The 19,551-nt window shown below is 47.9% G+C and carries 17 protein-coding genes; 15 read left to right on the top strand and 2 right to left on the bottom strand.

The features are described 5' to 3' along the window. The first annotated feature begins 85 nt into the window (after nt 1–85). The 4 genes from DN748_RS06260 to DN748_RS06245 all read left to right on the top strand — a co-directional run bounded on the left by DN748_RS06260 (nt 86) and on the right by DN748_RS06245 (nt 6,963). On the top strand, nt 86–745 hold the full coding sequence (locus tag DN748_RS06260; RefSeq protein ID WP_112370928.1) for a TetR/AcrR family transcriptional regulator: 660 nt from the start codon (nt 86–88) through the stop codon (nt 743–745). 144 nt (nt 746–889) lie between these two features. Continuing rightward, nucleotides 890–2,227 carry a TolC family protein gene (locus DN748_RS06255; protein ID WP_112370927.1) on the top strand — a complete coding sequence of 446 codons (1,338 nt, stop codon included), beginning with the start codon at nt 890–892 and terminating at the stop codon, nt 2,225–2,227. A gap of 28 nt (nt 2,228–2,255) precedes the next feature. Next, the gene (locus tag DN748_RS06250; protein WP_112370926.1) at nt 2,256–3,428 is read left to right on the top strand and encodes an efflux RND transporter periplasmic adaptor subunit; all 1,173 of its coding nucleotides are present in this window, start codon (nt 2,256–2,258) and stop codon (nt 3,426–3,428) included. A gap of 43 nt (nt 3,429–3,471) precedes the next feature. Continuing rightward, nucleotides 3,472–6,963, top strand: a complete 3,492-nt coding sequence (locus DN748_RS06245; RefSeq protein ID WP_112370925.1) for an efflux RND transporter permease subunit — start codon at nt 3,472–3,474, stop codon at nt 6,961–6,963. Nucleotides 6,964–7,044: 81 nt separating this feature from the next. Here the strand turns inward: DN748_RS06245 and DN748_RS06240 are convergent, their stop codons facing one another. Further along, nucleotides 7,045–7,401: a toxin-antitoxin system YwqK family antitoxin gene (locus tag DN748_RS06240; RefSeq protein WP_112370924.1), complete on the bottom strand. Its 357-nt coding sequence runs from the start codon at nt 7,399–7,401 to the stop codon at nt 7,045–7,047. 257 nt (nt 7,402–7,658) lie between these two features. Here DN748_RS06240 and aspS point away from each other — a divergent pair, with 257 nt between their 5' ends. From aspS to DN748_RS06195, 9 genes are all read left to right on the top strand, one after another. Beyond that, a complete protein-coding gene (aspS, locus tag DN748_RS06235; RefSeq protein WP_112370923.1) occupies nt 7,659–9,407 on the top strand; it encodes an aspartate--tRNA ligase in 1,749 nt (582 codons plus the stop codon). 458 nt (nt 9,408–9,865) lie between these two features. Beyond that, the gene (locus tag DN748_RS06230; RefSeq protein WP_236636803.1) at nt 9,866–11,677 is read left to right on the top strand and encodes a chloride channel protein; all 1,812 of its coding nucleotides are present in this window, start codon (nt 9,866–9,868) and stop codon (nt 11,675–11,677) included. Between the two features lie 64 nt (nt 11,678–11,741). Then, nucleotides 11,742–11,978: a hypothetical protein gene (locus DN748_RS06225; RefSeq protein WP_112370922.1), complete on the top strand. Its 237-nt coding sequence runs from the start codon at nt 11,742–11,744 to the stop codon at nt 11,976–11,978. 88 nt (nt 11,979–12,066) lie between these two features. Continuing rightward, nucleotides 12,067–12,261: a cold-shock protein gene (locus DN748_RS06220; protein WP_112370921.1), complete on the top strand. Its 195-nt coding sequence runs from the start codon at nt 12,067–12,069 to the stop codon at nt 12,259–12,261. 774 nt (nt 12,262–13,035) lie between these two features. Next, the gene (gene tssD / locus DN748_RS06215) at nt 13,036–13,422 is read left to right on the top strand and encodes a type VI secretion system tube protein TssD (protein WP_112370920.1); all 387 of its coding nucleotides are present in this window, start codon (nt 13,036–13,038) and stop codon (nt 13,420–13,422) included. Between the two features lie 181 nt (nt 13,423–13,603). Further along, on the top strand, nt 13,604–13,999 hold the full coding sequence (gene tssD / locus DN748_RS06210) for a type VI secretion system tube protein TssD (protein ID WP_112370919.1): 396 nt from the start codon (nt 13,604–13,606) through the stop codon (nt 13,997–13,999). A gap of 10 nt (nt 14,000–14,009) precedes the next feature. Then, nucleotides 14,010–14,798, top strand: a complete 789-nt coding sequence (locus DN748_RS06205) for a hypothetical protein (RefSeq protein WP_112370918.1) — start codon at nt 14,010–14,012, stop codon at nt 14,796–14,798. Then, the gene (locus DN748_RS06200; RefSeq protein ID WP_112370917.1) at nt 14,788–15,270 is read left to right on the top strand and encodes a DUF6843 domain-containing protein; all 483 of its coding nucleotides are present in this window, start codon (nt 14,788–14,790) and stop codon (nt 15,268–15,270) included. Before DN748_RS06205 ends, DN748_RS06200 begins: the two co-directional genes overlap by 11 nt. Before the next feature lie 30 nt (nt 15,271–15,300). After that, entirely contained in the window at nt 15,301–15,642 is a 342-nt protein-coding gene (locus DN748_RS06195) for a hypothetical protein (protein WP_112370916.1), read from the top strand. A 324-nt stretch (nt 15,643–15,966) separates the two neighbouring features. Here the strand turns inward: DN748_RS06195 and DN748_RS06190 are convergent, their stop codons facing one another. Then, nucleotides 15,967–16,416: a nucleoside deaminase gene (locus tag DN748_RS06190; protein ID WP_112370915.1), complete on the bottom strand. Its 450-nt coding sequence runs from the start codon at nt 16,414–16,416 to the stop codon at nt 15,967–15,969. Nucleotides 16,417–16,457: 41 nt separating this feature from the next. On the opposite strand from DN748_RS06190, the gene DN748_RS06185 reads away from it, so the two are divergent. After that, nucleotides 16,458–18,239, top strand: a complete 1,782-nt coding sequence (locus tag DN748_RS06185; RefSeq protein WP_112370914.1) for a 1-deoxy-D-xylulose-5-phosphate synthase — start codon at nt 16,458–16,460, stop codon at nt 18,237–18,239. A gap of 213 nt (nt 18,240–18,452) precedes the next feature. Beyond that, nucleotides 18,453–19,499 (top strand): DUF3078 domain-containing protein, encoded by a 1,047-nt coding sequence (locus DN748_RS06180; protein WP_112370913.1) that lies wholly within the window; start codon nt 18,453–18,455, stop codon nt 19,497–19,499. The last annotated feature ends 52 nt before the right edge of the window (nt 19,500–19,551 follow it).

Raw genomic sequence — 19,551 nt, 5'->3', positions numbered from 1 at the left:
GATGGGAAAGTGTCTTAAACACAATAAAAAACTATGGAAACTTTTTTTGTTTTTAAAGTTTCTTTAAATACCTTTGCCCCTGATTATGAGAGAGCAGATTATAGAAAAAGCCACCGAAATGTTCCTGAACATGGGGTTCAAGAGCATCACCATGGACGACATTTCCAACGAAATGGGAATATCCAAAAAGACCGTTTACCAGTATTTCAAGAATAAATCGGACCTGATCACACATTGTTGCAATTATGTGGTAGGCACCATTTTATCAGATATCGAAGAGATCGACCAGTGGAAGCTCAACCCTATCGAAGAGCTCTATGAGACCCGGAAGATCACCCTGCGGAGACTAAACAATGAGAAGGCCTCTCCCGCCTACCAGCTGGAGAAATACTACCCGAAGATTTTCGAGACCGTACGCAGGGAACGGTATGACATTATAGACGGTTATATCCTGAACAACCTGCGCAGGGGAGTAGAAGGAGGATATTACCGGCCGGAGCTCGACCTGGAGGTCGTTGCAAAAATATACTATACGGGAATGACATCGTTCAAGGGCGGGGATATCACCTGGGCCGTAGACCACACCATTCCTTACCTGGTAAATATTTTTCTCGAATACCACGTCAGGGCCATTGCCACCCCTAAGGGGCTGGAAACCCTGGAAGAGATACTGGTCAGGGAACGCAGCAAAAGTTCCCGCATCGCCCCGGTGATCCGGCATCCGCTAAAAAAAGACGGGGCCTGACCCGCCGGCTGGTATCAGGAAAGGCTGTGATGACACATAAAAATTTCCGGTGAAGATGCCGGAGCAACTTGCCTGACGCCTGCCTGTAGGTCAGTCGGGTTTAATCTTAACATCGTGAGTAAATTAAAAAAAGGTAAATACTCCATGAAAAAAATATTCCAACTTTCCCTGCTCCTGTGCTTCTCGGCCCTTACTGCCCAGGACAGCCTGAACCTGTCGATGGACGAAGCCATATCATATGCCCTGGAACACAACAGAACCGTACTCAACGCTGCCCACGACATAGAGATAGCCAAAAAGCAAAAATGGGAAACCACGTCCACGGGGCTTCCGCAGATCAATATCACGGCAGACTACCAGAATAACCTGAAACAACAGGTTTCCCTTATCCCGGCCGAGATCTTCGGGGGAGAGCCCGGAACCTTCGAAGAGGTGATCTTTGGCACCAAACACAATGTAAATGCCCTTGCTACTCTCAGCCAGAAAATATTCGACGGTTCCTATATCGTGGGCCTGCAATCGGCCAAAGTATACCTGGACATCTCCAGGAATGCCAGGAAAAAAACCGAACTGGAAGTCAGGAAATCAGTGATCAATGCCTATGGCAATGTCCTGCTCACCGAAGAGAACATACGTATTCTCCGGAAAAACAAGGAGGTGCTGGAAAAAAACGTATACGAAACCCGGAAGACGTATGAGAACGGGCTTGCCGAAGAAGAAAGTGTAGAACAACTGCAAATTACCCTCGCCGGGATCGAAAGCGACCTGCAGAACAGTATCAGACTGCGGGAAATAGCGTATAAAATGCTGAATATTACCATAGGGGCGCCCATAGACACCCCGGTATCCCTTTCCGACAGGCTCGATAACCTGGCAGTGGAAAATACAGTCCCGGGACTGGCGGAAGCACAGTTTAACCCGGAAAACAACATCGACTATAGAATAGCCGACATCAACACCAAATCGCAGGAACTTTTGCTGAAAAACGAAAAAAGCAAGGGGCTTCCCACCCTTGAGGCTTTTATCAACGGCGGGTATCTCGGGTTCGGCAACAGTTTCGACTTTTTCAAGAGGGAACAGGAATGGTTCGGCAACTCGATGGTCGGGCTTTCTCTCAACGTACCGGTATTCAGTGCACTCGGCAGAAGTGCCGCTACCCAGCGTATGAAAATAGAACTGGAAAAGGCCAAAAACGATCTTAGGGAAACCGAACAGAAACTGCAACTGGACATACAACAGGCAAAGAGCAATTACCAGTTTTCCCTGGAACAATTCCAGACCAGGAAGAGGAACCTGGAACTGGCCGAACGTATAGAGCACAAGAACCAGGTCAAGTTTTCAGAGGGTATGGCCACAAGCTTCGACCTCAGGCAGGCACAGACCCAGCTCTATACGGCACAGCAGGAATATTTGCAATCCATGCTGGATATCATTAACAACAAGACCGAACTGGAAGCCATATTACACAATGCCAACGAATAAAAAACAAACACGCGACAAAAAAGATATTATGAAAAAATCATATATAGCGGTTCTGGGAATAGCCCTGCTTACTTCCTGCGGGGGTGGCGGCAAGAAAAAATCAGTAGACAGCATCATAGAAAGCGGGTCCCTGGGAGAGATGAAAGCCAAAAGAAGCGAACTGGTCATGCAGCGCGATGAAATTTCCGGGCAACTGACCCGGCTGGACGAGGCCATATCCGAGCAGGATACCCTTCACAAACTTGCCCTGGTCTCTGCCATTACCATAAAGGACACCCTCTTCAGGCACTATATCGAGTTACAGGGCAGTGTGAACACCAAGAAAAATATCGTTATCAATGCCGAATACAACGGATTGCTTACCGAAGTATACGTCCGGGACGGGCAGGCCGTAAAAAAAGGACAGCTACTGGCAAAAATAGACGATGGCGGCCTCTCCCAGCAACTGGCACAAGCCGAAGTACAGGCCAATCTCGCCAAAACCACCTACGAACGTCAAAAGCGGTTATGGGATCAGAACATAGGCTCCGAAATACAGTTCCTGGATGCACAGACCTCATACGAATCACAGGAAAAAGCCATTGCCCAGTTAAGGGACCAGGTGGCAAAGACCAGGGTTACCGCTCCTTTCTCCGGGACTATAGACGATATCATTACCGATCAGGGCTCCATAGTTACCGCCGGAACGGAACTGATGCGTATTGTCAACCTCAGCGACATGTACATAGAAGCAGAAGTACCGGAAAAATACCTCCCCAGTATTTCCAGGGGAACCCGGGCAGACATCAGTTTCCCCGTGCTCGGAAAGACCGTGGAATCTGAGGTCAGACAGGCAGGAAACTACATCAACCCCAACAACAGGTCGTTTAAAATTGAAGTGGATGTCCCCAATCCCGAAGGAGAAATAAAACCCAATCTTACCGCCAAACTGCGGGTATATGATTACACCAGCGAGAAAGCGGTACTTATCCCTCAAAGTATTATTTCGGAAAATGCCAGGGGAGAACAATATGTATATGTAGCCGAAAAGAACGGCAAGGAACATCAGGGCATTGCAAAAAGGGTCATTATAGAAACAGGAAAAACACAGGGAGATGTTATCGAGGTCCTTGACGGCATCGGTCCCGGAGACCATATCATCAAGGAAGGAGCGAGAAGTGTGGAAGAAGGACAGGTGATACAGATCACGGAAGAAAAATAATGCCCGGCCGGCATATAAAGCTAAGGTATAAATTCCAGAACCAATGGATAACAAAAAAAACAACTACAAGGAATTCGCATTGTCGTCGTGGGCCATAAACAACAAGACCATTATTTATGTCCTTATCGCCATTTTCTTTTTTGTGGGCTTTTCCGCCTATTATTCCATGCCTCGCGAAAGCTTCCCGGAAGTAAAGGAAACAAAGATCTATATCAGCTCCCTGTATCCCGGAAATACCGCTGAAGATATCGAAAAGCTCATTACCGACCCGCTGGAAAAAGAGCTGAGAAACGTCAGTAATGTGGTGGAGATCACCTCAACATCCCAGGAAGATTACTCCATGATCATCGTGGAATTTGACGAAGATATCACCGTCGACGCGGCAAAACAGAAAGTAAAAGACAAAGTCGACACCGAAAAGGCGGATGAAGACTGGCCCACATTTAACGGGGCCAAAGTGGAGCCCAATGTATTCGAACTCAACTTCTCAGAGGAAGTCCCCATCTTGAATGTCAATATCATGGGAGATTACCCGGTAGAGAAACTCAAGGAATTTGCGGAATATCTCGAAGACGAGATAGAAACCTTATCAGAAATCAAGCAGGCCGATATACGCGGGGCACAGGACAAGGAAGTGGAAGTGGCTGTGGATATTTACAAAATGACGGCCGCCAAGGTGAGTTTCGACGATATTATCAGTACCATTAACAACGGAAATGCCACCATTTCGGGTGGTAACCTCATATCGAGTGGACAGCGCAGGACGATAAGGGTACTCGGGGAGATCGAGGACCCCGCGGAGCTGCTCAACTTTGTGGTCAAATCGGAAGACGGTGCCGTTTACCTGAGAGATATTGCCACAGTACGGTTCAAAGAGGAAGACAAGACCACCTATGCCAGGGAGTTCGGGCAGAATGTAGTGATGCTCGATGTCAAGAAAAGGGCGGGGAAAAACCTCATAGATGCCTCCGAAAATGTATCCCGTATCGTAAAGGAAACCCAGGAAAACTACCTGCCGAAAGACGTTACCCTGTCCATTACCAACGACCAGTCTACACAGACCCTCAACCAGGTAGACGACCTGGTCAACAACGTTATTTTCGGGGTTATCCTGGTGGTCGGTGTACTGATGTTCTTCCTCGGGTTCCGCAATGCCCTGTTCGTAGGTTTTGCGATCCCCATGTCTATGCTGATCTCGTTTATGATAGCCCAGATCCTCGGTTTTACCATGAATACCATGGTCCTGTTTGCCCTGGTCATGGGGCTCGGAATGCTGGTAGACAACGGGATCGTACTGGTAGAAAATGTATACCGCCTCATGGAAGAGGAAGGCATGAGCCGCAAACAGGCAGCCAAGATCGGTATCGGGGAAATCGCCCTTCCCATCATTGTCTCTACAGCGACCACCGTTGCCGCCTTTATCCCCCTGGGGATGTGGCCGGGAGTTATGGGAGAATTCATGAAGTTCTTCCCCATGACCCTGTCTATCGTACTGGGATCGTCGCTTCTCGTAGCCATATTCATGAATTCGATGCTGGTATCCAGGTTTATGGAGATCAGGAACAGGGTACTCACCAGGAAAGAGCTTATCCGCCTGAGTATTGCCCTGACCATCCTCGGGGTTCCCTTGTTGTTTATCAGCGGTCCTGCAAGAGGTATAGGCACTTTGATGCTGGTTACCGCAGCCACGTTCTGGCTATACAAATATGTAATCAAGGGACTGGCCAACCGTTTCCAGAGAACATTCCTGGTGCGGCTGGAAAACAGCTATAAGGCATTCCTCTCCTTTGCCCTCAGCAAAAAATGGCCCTATGTATTTCTTTTCGGCACTATCGGCCTGCTGTTCCTTTCTTTTGTGCTGGTAGGCGTGGCAAGTCCGAAAGTCGAGTTTTTCCCGGACAACAAACCCAATCAGATCATCGTGTATATCGAATATCCGCAGGGTACAGACATCGAAAAGACCAATGCGGTGACCAAAAAGATCGAAGACGACGTATACAGTGTGCTGAGGAATCCGAAATTCATCGATAACGGGTATAATTACATGGTGGAATCGGCCGTATCCCAGGTAGGTGAAGGCGCCGGAAACCCGGAAACCGATGGGGGTTCTTCAGCGGAAATGCCCCATAAGGGAAAGATCACAGTGACCCTGCGCGAATTCAAATACCGCAGGGGGCAGGACAGTGAAGACCTTCGGCGGGAGGTACAGCAAAAACTGGCAGGCCACTATCCCGGGGTCATTATTTCGGTAGAGAAGGATGCCGTAGGCCCTCCTGCAGGATATCCCATCAATATTGAAATAAAGGGCAAGGATTACGAGGAGCTCGTGCATACCGCAGAACAGATGCGCGATTTCATAAACGACATCAATATTACCGGGATAGATGAACTCAAAATAGATGTCAACCGCAACAAACCGACCATGGAAGTTACGGTAGACCGCGAAAAGGCCGGGGAACTGGGCGTTTCGGCCGGACAGGTCGGGAACCAGATCAGGCGTGCACTTTTCGGGGAGAAAGCGGGAGTGTATAAGAAAGACGGGGATGATTATGACATAAACGTCAGGTTCAATGAAGAAAACCGGTATAATACCAGTGCCCTCTTCAACCAGAAAATAACCTTCAGGGATGCGGCTTCGGGCCAGCTGAAGGAGATCCCTGTAGCGGCAGTGGTAACACAAAAGAACACGGCTTCCTTCAGCGCCATAAAACACCGCGATCTGAAGCGGCTGGTCACCGTTTATGCCGATGTATTGCCCGGCTATAACGCCAACGAGATCGTCATGCAGCTCAAAACGGAACTCAAGAACTTCAGGCTTCCGGAACAGGAAATGTCATTTGCCTTTACCGGGGAAATGGAGGAGCAGGAAGAAAACATGATATTCCTGACAACCGCCCTGGCATCCGGGCTCGGCCTGATCATGCTGTTGCTGATCTTCCAGTTCGGTTCCATCTCCAAACCGGCCATTATCATGCTGGCCATTTTCCTGAGCTTTATAGGAGTGCTCTTCGGGCTGGTGATATTCAATATGACCTTTGTGATCATGATGACCATGATGGGTATTATTGCCCTGGCCGGTATCGTGGTGAACAACGGTGTGGTGTTGCTGGACTACAACCAGATACTCATAGACCGCAAAAAAGAGGAATTGGGTATGCCCGAAGACAGTATGCTCGACAAGAAAGACCTGGTACAGACGATAGTGACCTCGGGAAAATCGCGGCTGAGGCCGGTAATCCTTACGGCCATTACCACCATACTTGGCCTGGTGCCACTGGCCATAGGACTCAACATAGATTTCTTTTCACTCTTTGAGAACTGGGACCCGAAAATCTATATCGGGGGAGACAACGTGATTTTCTGGGGGCCGCTGGCATGGACCGTTATATTCGGGCTCACCTTTGCCACATTCCTCACGCTCATCATTGTCCCGGTTACGTTTTACCTGGTAACCCTGCTCAAAATGTGGGTGTACAAAAAGCGGAACAAAAACAGTACCGAAACCGGTGAAGATACCGATACGGCCCTGAGCTAATGGCCGCAATACCTCTAAAAAAAAGACCGTGCCCCTCGTAGAGCACGGTCTTCTTTTTTCTGTCTTTTTATCTGCTGTCTGCTACTTATTCAACACCAGCGGTTTTGCCTCACTCCATGCCACTACATTAACAATCCTGCTATCCTCAAAAGTAACTTCATTCAGTTGCTCCCCCGACCAGAAAAACCACTTCCCGGTTTTCTGCCCCTTGTCATATTTTCCCGTAGCTACTTTCTTCCCTTCGATATCATAAGACTGCCATTCCCCATGAAGCTTCCCGGCCTTAAAAAAGCCTGTCTGGGCTATTGTTCCGTTATCGTGATAATAGGTAGCCTTTATCAGGTTTCCCTCCTTTTCAAACCTGGGCTCTGCCTCAGTTTTCTGGGCGAAAACCCCGGCCGAAACCAGCATTGCCGCAATGATCATTATCTTTTTCATATTACTGTTCTTTTAATGATTATCAATTTTCCTGTTATCACAAATATAATCAATATTTTACATTTAAGAAACATTTACATAACATTAAATTAACATTAAATCGGTAATATACTGATTATAAACACTATAAAACATTTCAAATTCAGAAACCTCAATAAGCCATGAAGGAAACATATATCTTCTTACCTTTGCACCCCGGTGTACCATATGCCCCCTGTATGCCGGATTAATAATGACATCAATATAATTGTAATACAATGTACAGAAGCCATACCTGCGGAGAACTCCGTTATTCTCATATCAACCAGACCGTCACCCTGGCCGGATGGGTACAGAAAATCAGGGACAAGGGATTCATGATCTGGATAGATCTTCGTGACAGGTACGGTATCACCCAGCTCATCCTGGATGAAGAGCGAACCCCGAAAGCGGTTTTTGAGCTCGCAAAAACGCTGGGCAGGGAATTTGTAATCCAGGTTCAGGGAACCGTTATTGAAAGAGAGTCCAAAAACAAAAATATCCCCACCGGCGATATCGAGATCATGGTAAGCGGGCTTACGGTGCTCAACAGTGCCGCCCTCCCTCCCTTCACCATTGAGGATCAGACCGACGGCGGAGAAGACCTGCGCATGAAATACCGTTACCTCGATATCCGGAGAAACCCGGTAAAAGACAAGCTGGTTTTCAGGCACCGGGTAGCGATGGAGGTCCGCAATTATCTTTCACAACAGGGATTTATCGAAGTGGAAACGCCTTATCTCATAAAATCGACCCCGGAAGGCGCCCGCGACTTTGTGGTTCCCTCCCGTATGAACGAAGGCCAGTTCTACGCCCTTCCGCAATCGCCGCAGACCTTTAAACAACTGCTTATGGTAGGCGGAATGGACCGGTATTTCCAGATCGTAAAATGTTTCCGGGACGAAGACCTCCGGGCAGACAGGCAACCGGAATTCACACAGGTAGATTGCGAAATGACTTTTGTGGATCAGGAAGATATCCTGCAGGTTTTTGAAGCCCTGACCACGCATTTACTCAAAACGGTAAAGAATATCGAGGTGGGCAGCTTCCCCAGAATGTCATATGCGGAAGCCATGCAAAAATACGGGAACGACAAGCCGGACATCCGGTTTGGCATGGAGTTCGGCGAATTGAATGCAGTGGCCAAGGGCAAGGGCTTTAATGTTTTTGACGCACAGGAACTCATCGTTGGTATCGCTGTTCCCGGGGCGGCAGAATATACCCGGAAGCAGATTGATGCCCTTATCGACTGGGTAAAGAGACCACAGATCGGGGCCAACGGACTGGTCTGGGTAAAATGCAATCCCGACGGCAGTTTCAAGTCGTCCGTAGACAAGTTCTACAGTTCCGGTGACCTCTCCGCATGGGCGGAAGCTACCGGGGCCGGGCCGGGAGACCTTATGCTCGTTATGGCCGGAGATGCTCATAAAACACGAACACAGCTCAGCGCCCTTCGTATGGAAATGGGAGAACGCCTCGGGCTTCGCAAGCCGGACGAATTTGCCCCGCTGTGGGTGGTAGACTTCCCGTTGCTGGAATGGGATGAAGAAACACAGCGTTACCACGCCATGCACCACCCCTTTACCGCACCCAAACCGGAAGACATCCCTCTTCTGGACACCGATCCGGGCAAGGCCAGGGCCAATGCCTACGACCTGGTACTGAACGGTAACGAAATAGGAGGCGGCTCCATACGGATTCACGATTCCGCACTTCAGGGCAAAATGTTCGGGCTGCTCGGTTTTACCGAAGAACAGGCAGAAGCCCAGTTCGGCTTCCTCATGAATGCCTTCAGGTACGGAGCTCCCCCTCATGCAGGAATTGCCTTTGGTTTTGACAGGCTGGTGGCCATACTCGGCGGGCAGGAAAGTATTCGCGATTTTATCGCCTTCCCGAAAAACAATTCGGGGCGCGATGTCATGATCAATGCCCCTGCTCCCATAGACGACGAACAGCTGGAAGAACTGGGGCTGGAAATAAAGCCGTAATCCTTCGGGCCGGAATACGGATTCACATTTTTGGAGTATATTTGCAGCACAAATAAATACAGAAATGACCCATGCAATGCTATACAGAAGATGCCGCAGGACAATGTTGGGAACGTATACCGCTGATGACACCACTTCTCACGGGAGAAAAGAAAAAGAAGAAAAAAAAGAAGTGTTGTAAGAAGTATAAGAAAAAGGGCAAAACACATTGCAAGAACTGCCCGAAACTATAAAATTGTCCCATCCCTTGACTGCACCGGCATTCAAGGGATTTTTTCTTTATCTCCCGCAGCGCCCTACCGGTATCTGCATTTTTCAATCTGCACTTATCCTGACAGGAATCCCGATTATCGGGTAAAAAACTTGTGGGAACGGTTTTATTGTGTTTAATTTTGCACTTTCGCAAAAAGCAGTATAGCAACTGCGGGAAAACTACTAACCTTCTAAATGTCGTATTGGTGGAAGAGTGTAAAAAAGCAAAACACGAACGGTCCTTACTCGGGCGTTTCCTGATCTGGCGCGCAAAACATATTTCACAACGCCAGTTTATCTTTATCCTGAGTGTACTGGTCGGGTTTACTTCCGGGCTGGGGGCGGTGGTGTTAAAGAACTTTACACACTTCATACAACACCTCCTCGAAGGGAACCTGGTACAGTATTACCACCACGCCTTTTATTTCATTTTTCCGATTATCGGGCTTACCATTACCTACCTGATAATGAAATACGTTATCAGGCACCAGGTAAGTCACGGTATCCCTTCCACATTATATGCCATATCCAAGCGAAAAGGCATCATGAAACAGTTCCAGATGGTCGGTTCCATTCTGACGGCCCCCATTACCGTAGGCTTCGGAGGATCGGTAGGGCTTGAAGGGCCTACGGTAGCTACGGGATCTGCCATCAGCTCCAACATAGCGAGGCTGTTCCATATGAACCAGGCCAACCGCACCCTCCTGATAAGCTGTGCCGCTGCGGGCGCGCTGTCCTCCATATTCAAGGCACCCGTTGCCGCCATCATTTTTGCCATTGAGGTATTTAGTCTCGACCTCACCCTGGCTTCGCTGCTCCCGCTGTTACTGGCCTCCATATCAGCCATCATTACCTCGTATTTCTTTTTCGGGTCAGACAGCCTGCTCCCCTTTCATATCACTGAAAATTTCGAGATCCGTGACGTCCCGTTCTTTATCATTCTCGGGGCGGTGTCAGGGCTCGTATCCATCTATTTTGCAAAAGTTTACCACAAGACGCACAGCCTGTTCGACCGTATTGACTCCCCCCTTAAAAAGCTTCTTATAGGCGGGCTGGGCATCGGGGTGCTCCTGTTTTTTATCCCCCCGCTATACGGTGAGGGCTTTGACGTGATCAACAACCTGATAAAAGGCAACCCGGAAAAGGCATTGACCAACAATATATTCCATCTCAGCCTGGATAACGTATGGACCGTGATCGTCCTGCTTGCCGGACTGGTGTTCTTTAAGGTCATTGCCAGCTGTCTTACTTTCGGTGCCGGCGGTGTGGGAGGCATCTTCGCCCCTACCCTGTTCATGGGGAGCATTATGGGCAATTGCGTGGCGAAGATCATCAATGCCCTGGGGCTGGGAAACCCGGCGGTCTCAGAGAGCAATTTCACCCTCGTCGGAATGGCAGGCCTTATGGCAGGGGTACTCCATGCCCCGCTCACGGCCATCTTTCTCATTGCGGAACTCACGGGAGGCTATGAATTATTTATCCCCCTGATGATCACTTCGGCCATTTCCTTTGCCATCACAAAATATTTTATATCACATTCCGTCTATACCATGGAGCTGGCACGCAAGGGAGAGCTGATCACGCACAACAAGGACCAGGCCATACTCACCCTTATGGATATCGACAGGGTCGTGGAAACCAACTTCATCCCCATCTACCCCGACATGAAGCTGGGAGACATTGTTCACCATGCCGTGATCAAATCGAACCGCAACATTTTCCCGGTACTCAAAAAAGAAGACAGTTCACTGGTAGGCGTACTGCTCCTCGATGATATCAGGCCCATCATGTTCGACCAGACCCTTTACCACGAAATATCGGCCTCGGATGTCATGCATCCCCCCCCTGCCATAATTGACCTTGAAAAAGACAAAATGACGGAAGTCATGCAGAAGTTCCAGGACAGCGGGGCCTGGAACCTACCGGTAGTAAAGGGCAACATCTACAAGGGCTTTATTTCCAAATCAAAGCTGCTCACCGCATACCGCAGAAAGCTCATATCGTTCACCACAAGATAGAAAGGTCTGCAGAATATGCTATCTTTGTAAAACATACCAATGAACAATGCTAAATCGTACAACCATGAAAATCCTGATCCGCATCCTGTTTTTTGCAGTCCTCGGCGCTTTGGCCACCGGCTTTATCCTGTTGTGGACGGGAGATAAACACACGGGGCACCGCGTAATAGGTTTCAGTGTCATGGGAATGGCCCTGGTGCTGATGCCGCTGTTCCTTATTCATCGCTATAAAAACAAGAATTTCAGGGATTACGCCGGGTTGAACATCTTCGGAAACCCCAAAAATCCTGAAAATCAATAATTTTTTTTCAAGAAAAAACATTTATTTAACCTTTTGCATTCATATAAATCCTACATTTGTTACTCAAATTTTATTTATAATTTTAATAATGACAGGAACAGTTAAATTTTTCAATGAATCAAAAGGTTACGGATTCATTACCAACGACGAAACAGGCAGAGACATCTTTGTACACGTAACCGGTTTAAAAGGTGTTGAGCTGAAAGACGGAGACAAAGTAGAATATGTAGAAGAAGAAGGAAGAAAAGGGATGGTTGCCGCCCAGGTGCAGGTAATCGGATAAGCTATATTTTATTTTGATTGACTAAAGGTGTTTGCCCCGGCAGACACCTTTTTTTAGGCACTTTCAGAAGCAGGCCTCTTTAACATATATCCGTTAAGATTTAAGCCATAAGTACGAACAAACTCGGACGATTTTCAGTTAAGTTGTCCGAGTTTTTTGTGTTTTCCTCAGACCCGGTCCTGGCCTTGACGTTCTTCAAGTGGTAGTATTCCTTTTCCTTGCCGAAGCTCCCCTCTAAGCGGAATACCCTTTCTTTGGTACCGGTTGGGTACTTTTCACTTCTTTGGTTACTGTAGTTCCATGGTCTTTTTAGCTACAGCCTTTTCCTGGGCATGATTTTTTGTGCTCATAATTCTAATGGCACCGGACCACTCAACAGGGGTGGAGAATCAAGGTGGAGTTAGAGAGTGCGCTCCCGGTAAAAAAAATGGGAGGGGCCTTTTTAGGAGGTTCCGATTTTTTTTAAACCGACCTTGATCGGGCATAGACGGCTTGATTAGCTTGTGGTATTGACGGATTAGAATAGTTATGCTTATGAGGTTGTACTACCGTACGAACCGGATACCTCCATTTCTATTATTCTCTGGGTTTATCACCAAAATTTGTCAGTAAATATTGATATCAATATTTGATTTTATTTCTCAATTTGAGAAGAAAAACATTTTAATGCTATTAGAAATTTTGTGTATTAGGGTGAGATTTAATATCTTGCGTGCTGTATATAAATCAATTTTTAGTAGGTATTTTATTTGTTAACCTTAAATTTTAAGTATTATGTCATTTAAAGCAACATTAAGCGTTGGCGGGAAGAAAGTGAATATTCTTAACGCCAATTACGACCTGGCCCAGGAAGTAGATGCCACCGGGCGTCCTTCTTCGGTAACACGTGGAGGTAGAATTTACCTTACCGTAGAATCCACCGGAGACTCTTTCTTTTTCGAGTGGATGACCAACAATTTCGAACGTAAGAACGGAACCATCACCTATCTGAAACGCGATACCGATGCGAAACTGAAAGAGGTGAATTTCACCGAAGGGTACCTGGTAAAGTACAAGGAGAATTTTGATGCCTCCGGCAACAATCCTCTTACCGAGACCTTTACCATTTCCTGCCGTGTACTCAATACCGGCGGAGGCGAGCATTTGAATGAATGGGTGTAAACCAATTTAGCGTTACAGTATTAAGGATTAGTATATTAGTAAAGGGAATGTCTGGGGCATTCCCTTTGCTTGCTTCCCCCTAAGCCAATCCTGATAATGAATTCGTAGTGTAGCTTCGGTAGATTATACATATTGAAGTCTGATGAAGGTTTGAAAAGCACCAGCAAACAGAAAATGAATTATGAGTTTCCTTGCGAAATTAACTATAGACCATGAAGAAATGGTTGTACTGCAATACCGGATGTCGATGGTACAGGATACCGATCATAGCGACCGGCCGGCGGCAGACCCGAGGGGAGGGCGTATCCGGGTACTGGTGGAACTGACCAAAAGTACCACCCTGTTCGATTGGATGCGCAACCCGAGCCACGTGAAAGATGGGGCATTTGTGTTTTACCGCCGGGACGGCATGTCGAAAATGCGTGGGCTGAAATTCCGTAAAGCCTATTGTGTGGCTTATAAAGAAGCCTTTGATGCTGATGATACGCTCCCGATGCGTGCTGAAATCACCATTGTAGCTAAAGAAATTGAGATTAATGGTTCCAGGTTTGACAAGAACTGGCCTGTGAGCCTGTAAAGCGGATAGTATGGAGATCAATGTACACTCTGTAGAAGAGGCCTTAAAATGGGGAGAAAGCATGGCACATATAGGCTATAGCGGGGAGCTGAACTTTACGCTTCGTGTGGAGGGGCAATGGCCCTGGCCCGTTCATATACGGTCTTTTATTTCGGCTCCTACAACGGGTATTTTTTTTAGAGGGGATGGCAGAGGGCCTACAACAGGATCTTACCCCGACCCGGATGCCTGGTCAAGAGTTCGTTCTACTTTTACCGTTGATCCTGCACAAGGTTCTATTTCCGGATTGGAATTTAGAAGTGACCCTACTATATTTTATGGAAGTCCGGGTCCTACCCCCGGATCTTATATCCCACCCGCTGCTGACATTGGCGAACCAACTGCTTTGATTTCTAACAGGAATTTTAGTAAAGGAACGGCCTCATTTGATTTTCACCACTATGGCAAAGACCCGCTTACCCCGGGTTTTATTACTCCAAGGCTTGATGTACACTCCACATTATCCATAACAGAAGACCTGGAAAACGGGGTACTGTATATCAAAGGGTCTTTTATCGGAGACAGTTTTCCAAGTGCAGAAGCCTTTGTGGTAGACCAATCCGGATATACCAAGGTCTTTTTAGGGGCATATAAGGAAAAGGGTGGTTTACACAGTCTTTTCGGGGATAACAAGAATCCTTTATTTAATGTGGACATGCAGATTATGTTTAACAGCGAAGGAAATTTTACCGGCGTCCGTGAAGGAGATCAAACGTATACTGTAGACGAATGGAACAAACGTATTCAAGATGAATTTTAAAATCAATATTCCTGTATTATTACTCGTTTTAATCTCCGTTTTGACGAGTTGCCAGCGAGGGGAACCCAGCATATTTGTAGTTCCCGAGGATTATAAAGGCTATATCCTTGTCATTTACAACCAGGAAAACGGTGCGGATAAAGAATACCAGGATAAATCACGTGTATACAGAATCCCGTCAAGCGGGGTGTTGTTATCAAAATTTACAAGCAATCCAGGCTTGTCAGGTTTTCCAAAATTTTATAATGGGAGTATTGCCCCTGAAAATCAAATCAGGTTTACCATGGACAGGGAGTTGCCTTCAGATACCATAATTGCCACCGGTGGTATTGCAGGCGGAGTAAATAAGGACCCCGATGGGAACGAAGTGATTAGATTCATACAGTACTATGTGGGTACAAAAGAGCAGATCGGTGAAGCTCATAAGGAAGTTGAAAACCTTGATATTATAGAATTGGTTGACCCACAATAAATCGAGAGGTTTTATCAAAAACATTGTATTATGGCTATACAAACAAACATCAAGATAAGTATCAATGGAGAAGCCATTACCAAATTCTCCAGGATGGGAATACAGCAGGGGCTGCTCTCCCATCATACTTTTTTTGTCAGACAGCCGCTTCCCAAGGCTTTTATTGCCGGGGTTATTGATAAGGCCCAGCAGTATGTCGGACAACAGATCCAAATTGAAATAGCACCCAAAAATATAAAAGACACAAATACCGGTTTAATCTTTAAAGGTCTGGTGACTCATGTGGATATAGAGCGTAGCCCCAACGATATGTCGTTTCATAGCCGAAGTAGGCTTTTCGGATTGGTTAGTTACAGTACGTCTTTAACCTAAAGTTTCCGTAAGGGTTATTGAGGTCATACCTGGCGGGGGAGACTAAATTACAAAAAAATTTCTAAAGTGGTGAGCGGCGGATCCGGGCAAAACGAGCGGTAAAACCCGGTTTTCGGTCGCGTTTTGAATATTTTTTTAACATCTCTGTAAAAAAGACACCGGCATCACCATTATACGGCCGGTAAACCCGCATACTGCCCCCTAAGGATAAATACATAAAAAAGTTAGAGTCGCCTCTCCCCTCCTGCCAAAAATTTCTTATTAACGGGTCTGTGGAGATTGCTTCTGAAAGTGCCTTACAGGCTGGAATATATCCCGCACGCTTTAATGTCTGGGTCGTTTTTTCCTGAAGAACTGCTGGAGCAACCCGGCCGCTTCACCCGCCATCACTCCTTTTTTCAGTATTGTTTTGGGATGCAGCGACGCCCCCATGGCCCTAAAGCCGCGGTCTGTATCCTCCGCCCCGAAAACCACCCGCGATATCTGGCTCCAGTACAGGGCGCCGGCACACATCTGGCAAGGCTCCAGCGTTACATACAAGGTACACCCCTTCAGGTATTTTCCGCCGATAAAACCCGAGGCTGAAGTAATGGCCTGCATTTCTGCATGGGCAGTGACATCGGTAAGCGTCTCCGTGAGGTTATGCGCCCTGGCAATGATCCTGTCGCCGATCACCACTACGGCTCCCACGGGCACCTCTCCTTTTTCATAGGCTGCTTCCGCTTCCTGCAGTGCCTTTTTCATAAAATATTCGTCGTCAAAAGTAGTCGTCATACCCGCAAAAATACAAACGCTTCTCGTACTTTTGTACCATCATGCCCGAAAAACTGTTAGCCCATATAGACACCCCCGAAGACCTCAGAAAACTGTCGCCGGAGCAACTGCCCGAAGTGGCGGCGGAACTGCGCGATTTTATTATCGATATCGTCTCGGTAAAAGAAGGCCACCTCGGGGCCAGCCTCGGGGTCGTAGAGCTCACCATTGCGCTCCACTACGTCTTCAACACTCCCCTGGACCAACTGGTATGGGATGTAGGTCACCAGGCTTACGGACACAAGATACTTACGGGAAGAAAAAACATTTTTCACACCAACCGCCAGCTCGGAGGCATCAGCGGTTTTCCGAAACGCGGGGAAAGTATATACGATACCTTCGGCACGGGGCATTCGTCGACCTCCATATCCGCTGTTCTGGGGATGGCCATGGCTTCAGCCATTAAAGGGGATACCGGAAAACAGCATATTGCCGTTATCGGCGATGCCTCCATAGCAAGCGGAATGGCCTTCGAGGGGCTTAATCACACAGGGGTTACCGACGCCAACATTCTTATCATACTCAATGACAATGCCATAGGTATAGACCCCAGTGTGGGCGCGGTAAAAGAATACCTGACCAGGGTCAAGACACAACGGAAACCGGCACAGCACAATATTGTAAAGGCTCTTAATTTCGATTACAGCGGACCGGTAGACGGTCATGACCTTCCTGCCCTGATCAGCGAACTATCCCGCCTGAAAGAACTCGGGGGCCCCAGGTTCCTCCATATCGTAACCACTAAAGGCAAGGGCCTGCGGAAAGCCGAAGAGAACCAGGTACTTTATCACGCCCCGGGAAAATTTGACCGGATCACCGGCGAGATCGTAAAAAAGGACACCGCTTACGATCTTCCTCCCAAATACCAGGATGTCTTTGGCCATACCCTGGTAGAACTTGCCGGGAACAACGAAAAGATCGTGGGAATTACCCCTGCCATGCCCACCGGCAGCTCGCTGAGGTTTATGATGGATGCCTTCCCGGAACGCGCCTTTGACGTGGGGATCGCAGAACAGCATGCCGTTACGCTGGCAGCAGGTATGGCCACACAGGGGCTTATTCCCTTTTGCAATATATATTCCACCTTCCTGCAACGGGCCTACGACCAGGTTATTCACGACGTGGCCCTGCAGGGCCTCCCGGTCATTTTCTGTCTCGACCGCGCAGGGCTGGTCGGGGAAGACGGGGCTACCCACCACGGCGTATTCGACCTGGCCTTTCTGAGATGCATCCCCAATCTTGTCATCTATGCCCCGGCCGACGAGACCGACCTGAGAAACATCATGTACACGGCACAGCTGGGGCTCCGGTCGCCGATCGCCATCAGGTATCCCAGGGGGCGGGGAATAACCCCCCGCTGGAAAACACCTTTCCGGAAACTGGAAACGGGAAAAGCAAAAACGCTGAAAGACGGCAACCGGATCGCTGTACTGAGCATAGGAAATATGGCGCATAACACCACCCTGGCCATTGAGGGCCTTCCGGATGATAACAAACCCGCGGTCGCCCACTACGACATGCAGTTTGTAAAACCCCTGGACGAAGCCCTGTTGCACCGCATATTCACAAAATTCGGAATACTGGTCACCGTAGAAGACGGATGCATTTCCGGAGGGTTCGGCAGCGCCATACTGGAGTTTGCGGCCACACACGGATACAGCAGCAACATTCGGCGTCTCGGTATCCCCGATGCGTTTATCTCCCACGGAAAAGTGGGGGAATTACAGGAAATGACAGGTATCAGTCCGGAAAAGATACGACAGGCGATATCTTCGCTGCTCTGACGGGGACAGGGCCAGACCTGGTACAAACCATTTATAAACCGAAAAATCCGTTTGCAACGACATGAAGGTTTCATATATTTAGCGAACAATTTGCTATGGAGGACAACATACACGGAACAACACCGTTAATAATTTATCCGGAAACCATATCAAGAAAATGTCAAAAATTTTATACCATAATCACCGTTACCGTATATAAAACCATTATTGACAATGAAGAAAACCATTTTCCTAATCACGATCGTTCTGTGCACATATACCATCCGGGCACAGGAAATACTCACGCCTATCAGGAGCAGCTCGTACAGCACTCACAACCTGCCCGTATACATGCCCAAAGATACCAGCCAGGGGCGCATAAGGGGGCTTAAAAACATTGTGCCCCCCATCCCCGATCCGGTTTCGTACTGGTCTAAGAAAAACGAACTCGGTATCATCATGAGCCAGATCGCTTTCTCCAACTGGAATGCCGGGGGTAATAATGCCATATCCGGGATATCGTCCGGGCATTTTGTCCGGTGGTACAAAAGAGGAAACCTGAGCTGGAACAACGAGCTTATCGTGAAATACGGCCTCAACGCCCAGGAAAACCAGAAGTTGCGCAAATCGGATGACGCGATACAGTTCAACAGTACCTTCGGTTACCGTACACATCCCAAATCAGACTGGTATTATTCGGCCAAACTGAACTTCAATACACAGTTTACCAACGGGTACAAATATCCCGACCGCGACAATCCCATCTCCAGGTTTATGGCCCCGGGATATTTCTTCCTCGGTGTCGGTGCGGAGTATTCACCCACGGATGAAAAACTAACCGCCTATTTCTCGCCCGTCACGCAGAAGTCTACCTATGTACTGGACCAGGACCTGGCCAACAACGGGGCTTTCGGGGTGGAAAAGGCCCTTTATGACGCAGACGGGAATATGATCCGCGCCGGGAAACAGACCCGTACGGAGGTGGGTATACTCATCAACAGTAACTGGGAAAAGGAAGTGTATACCAACATGACATTTACCAACAGGATATCGCTGTACACCGACTACCTGAACGATTTCGGAAATGTGGATGTAGACTGGGAATTCAATTTCAACCTGGTCGTCAACGAATATGTAAAAGCCAACGTAGGGGCACATATCAAATACGACAACGACGTAAAAACCCGGGAATTGCAATTAGGTGAAAACGAAACCCTGGCCTATGGCCCCAGGCTCCAGCTGAAACAGATCCTCGGAGTAGGCATAAGCTATGCTTTCTGATCGCGGTAATGCGCCAACCCTCCTTGTTCTCCTCAAGACAAGTATAACCGGG

The sequence above is a fragment of the Sinomicrobium soli genome (assembly GCF_003285545.1).
Taxonomy (GTDB): Bacteria; Bacteroidota; Bacteroidia; order Flavobacteriales; family Flavobacteriaceae; genus Sinomicrobium.
This window is presented reverse-complemented; position numbering and strand designations above follow the sequence as displayed.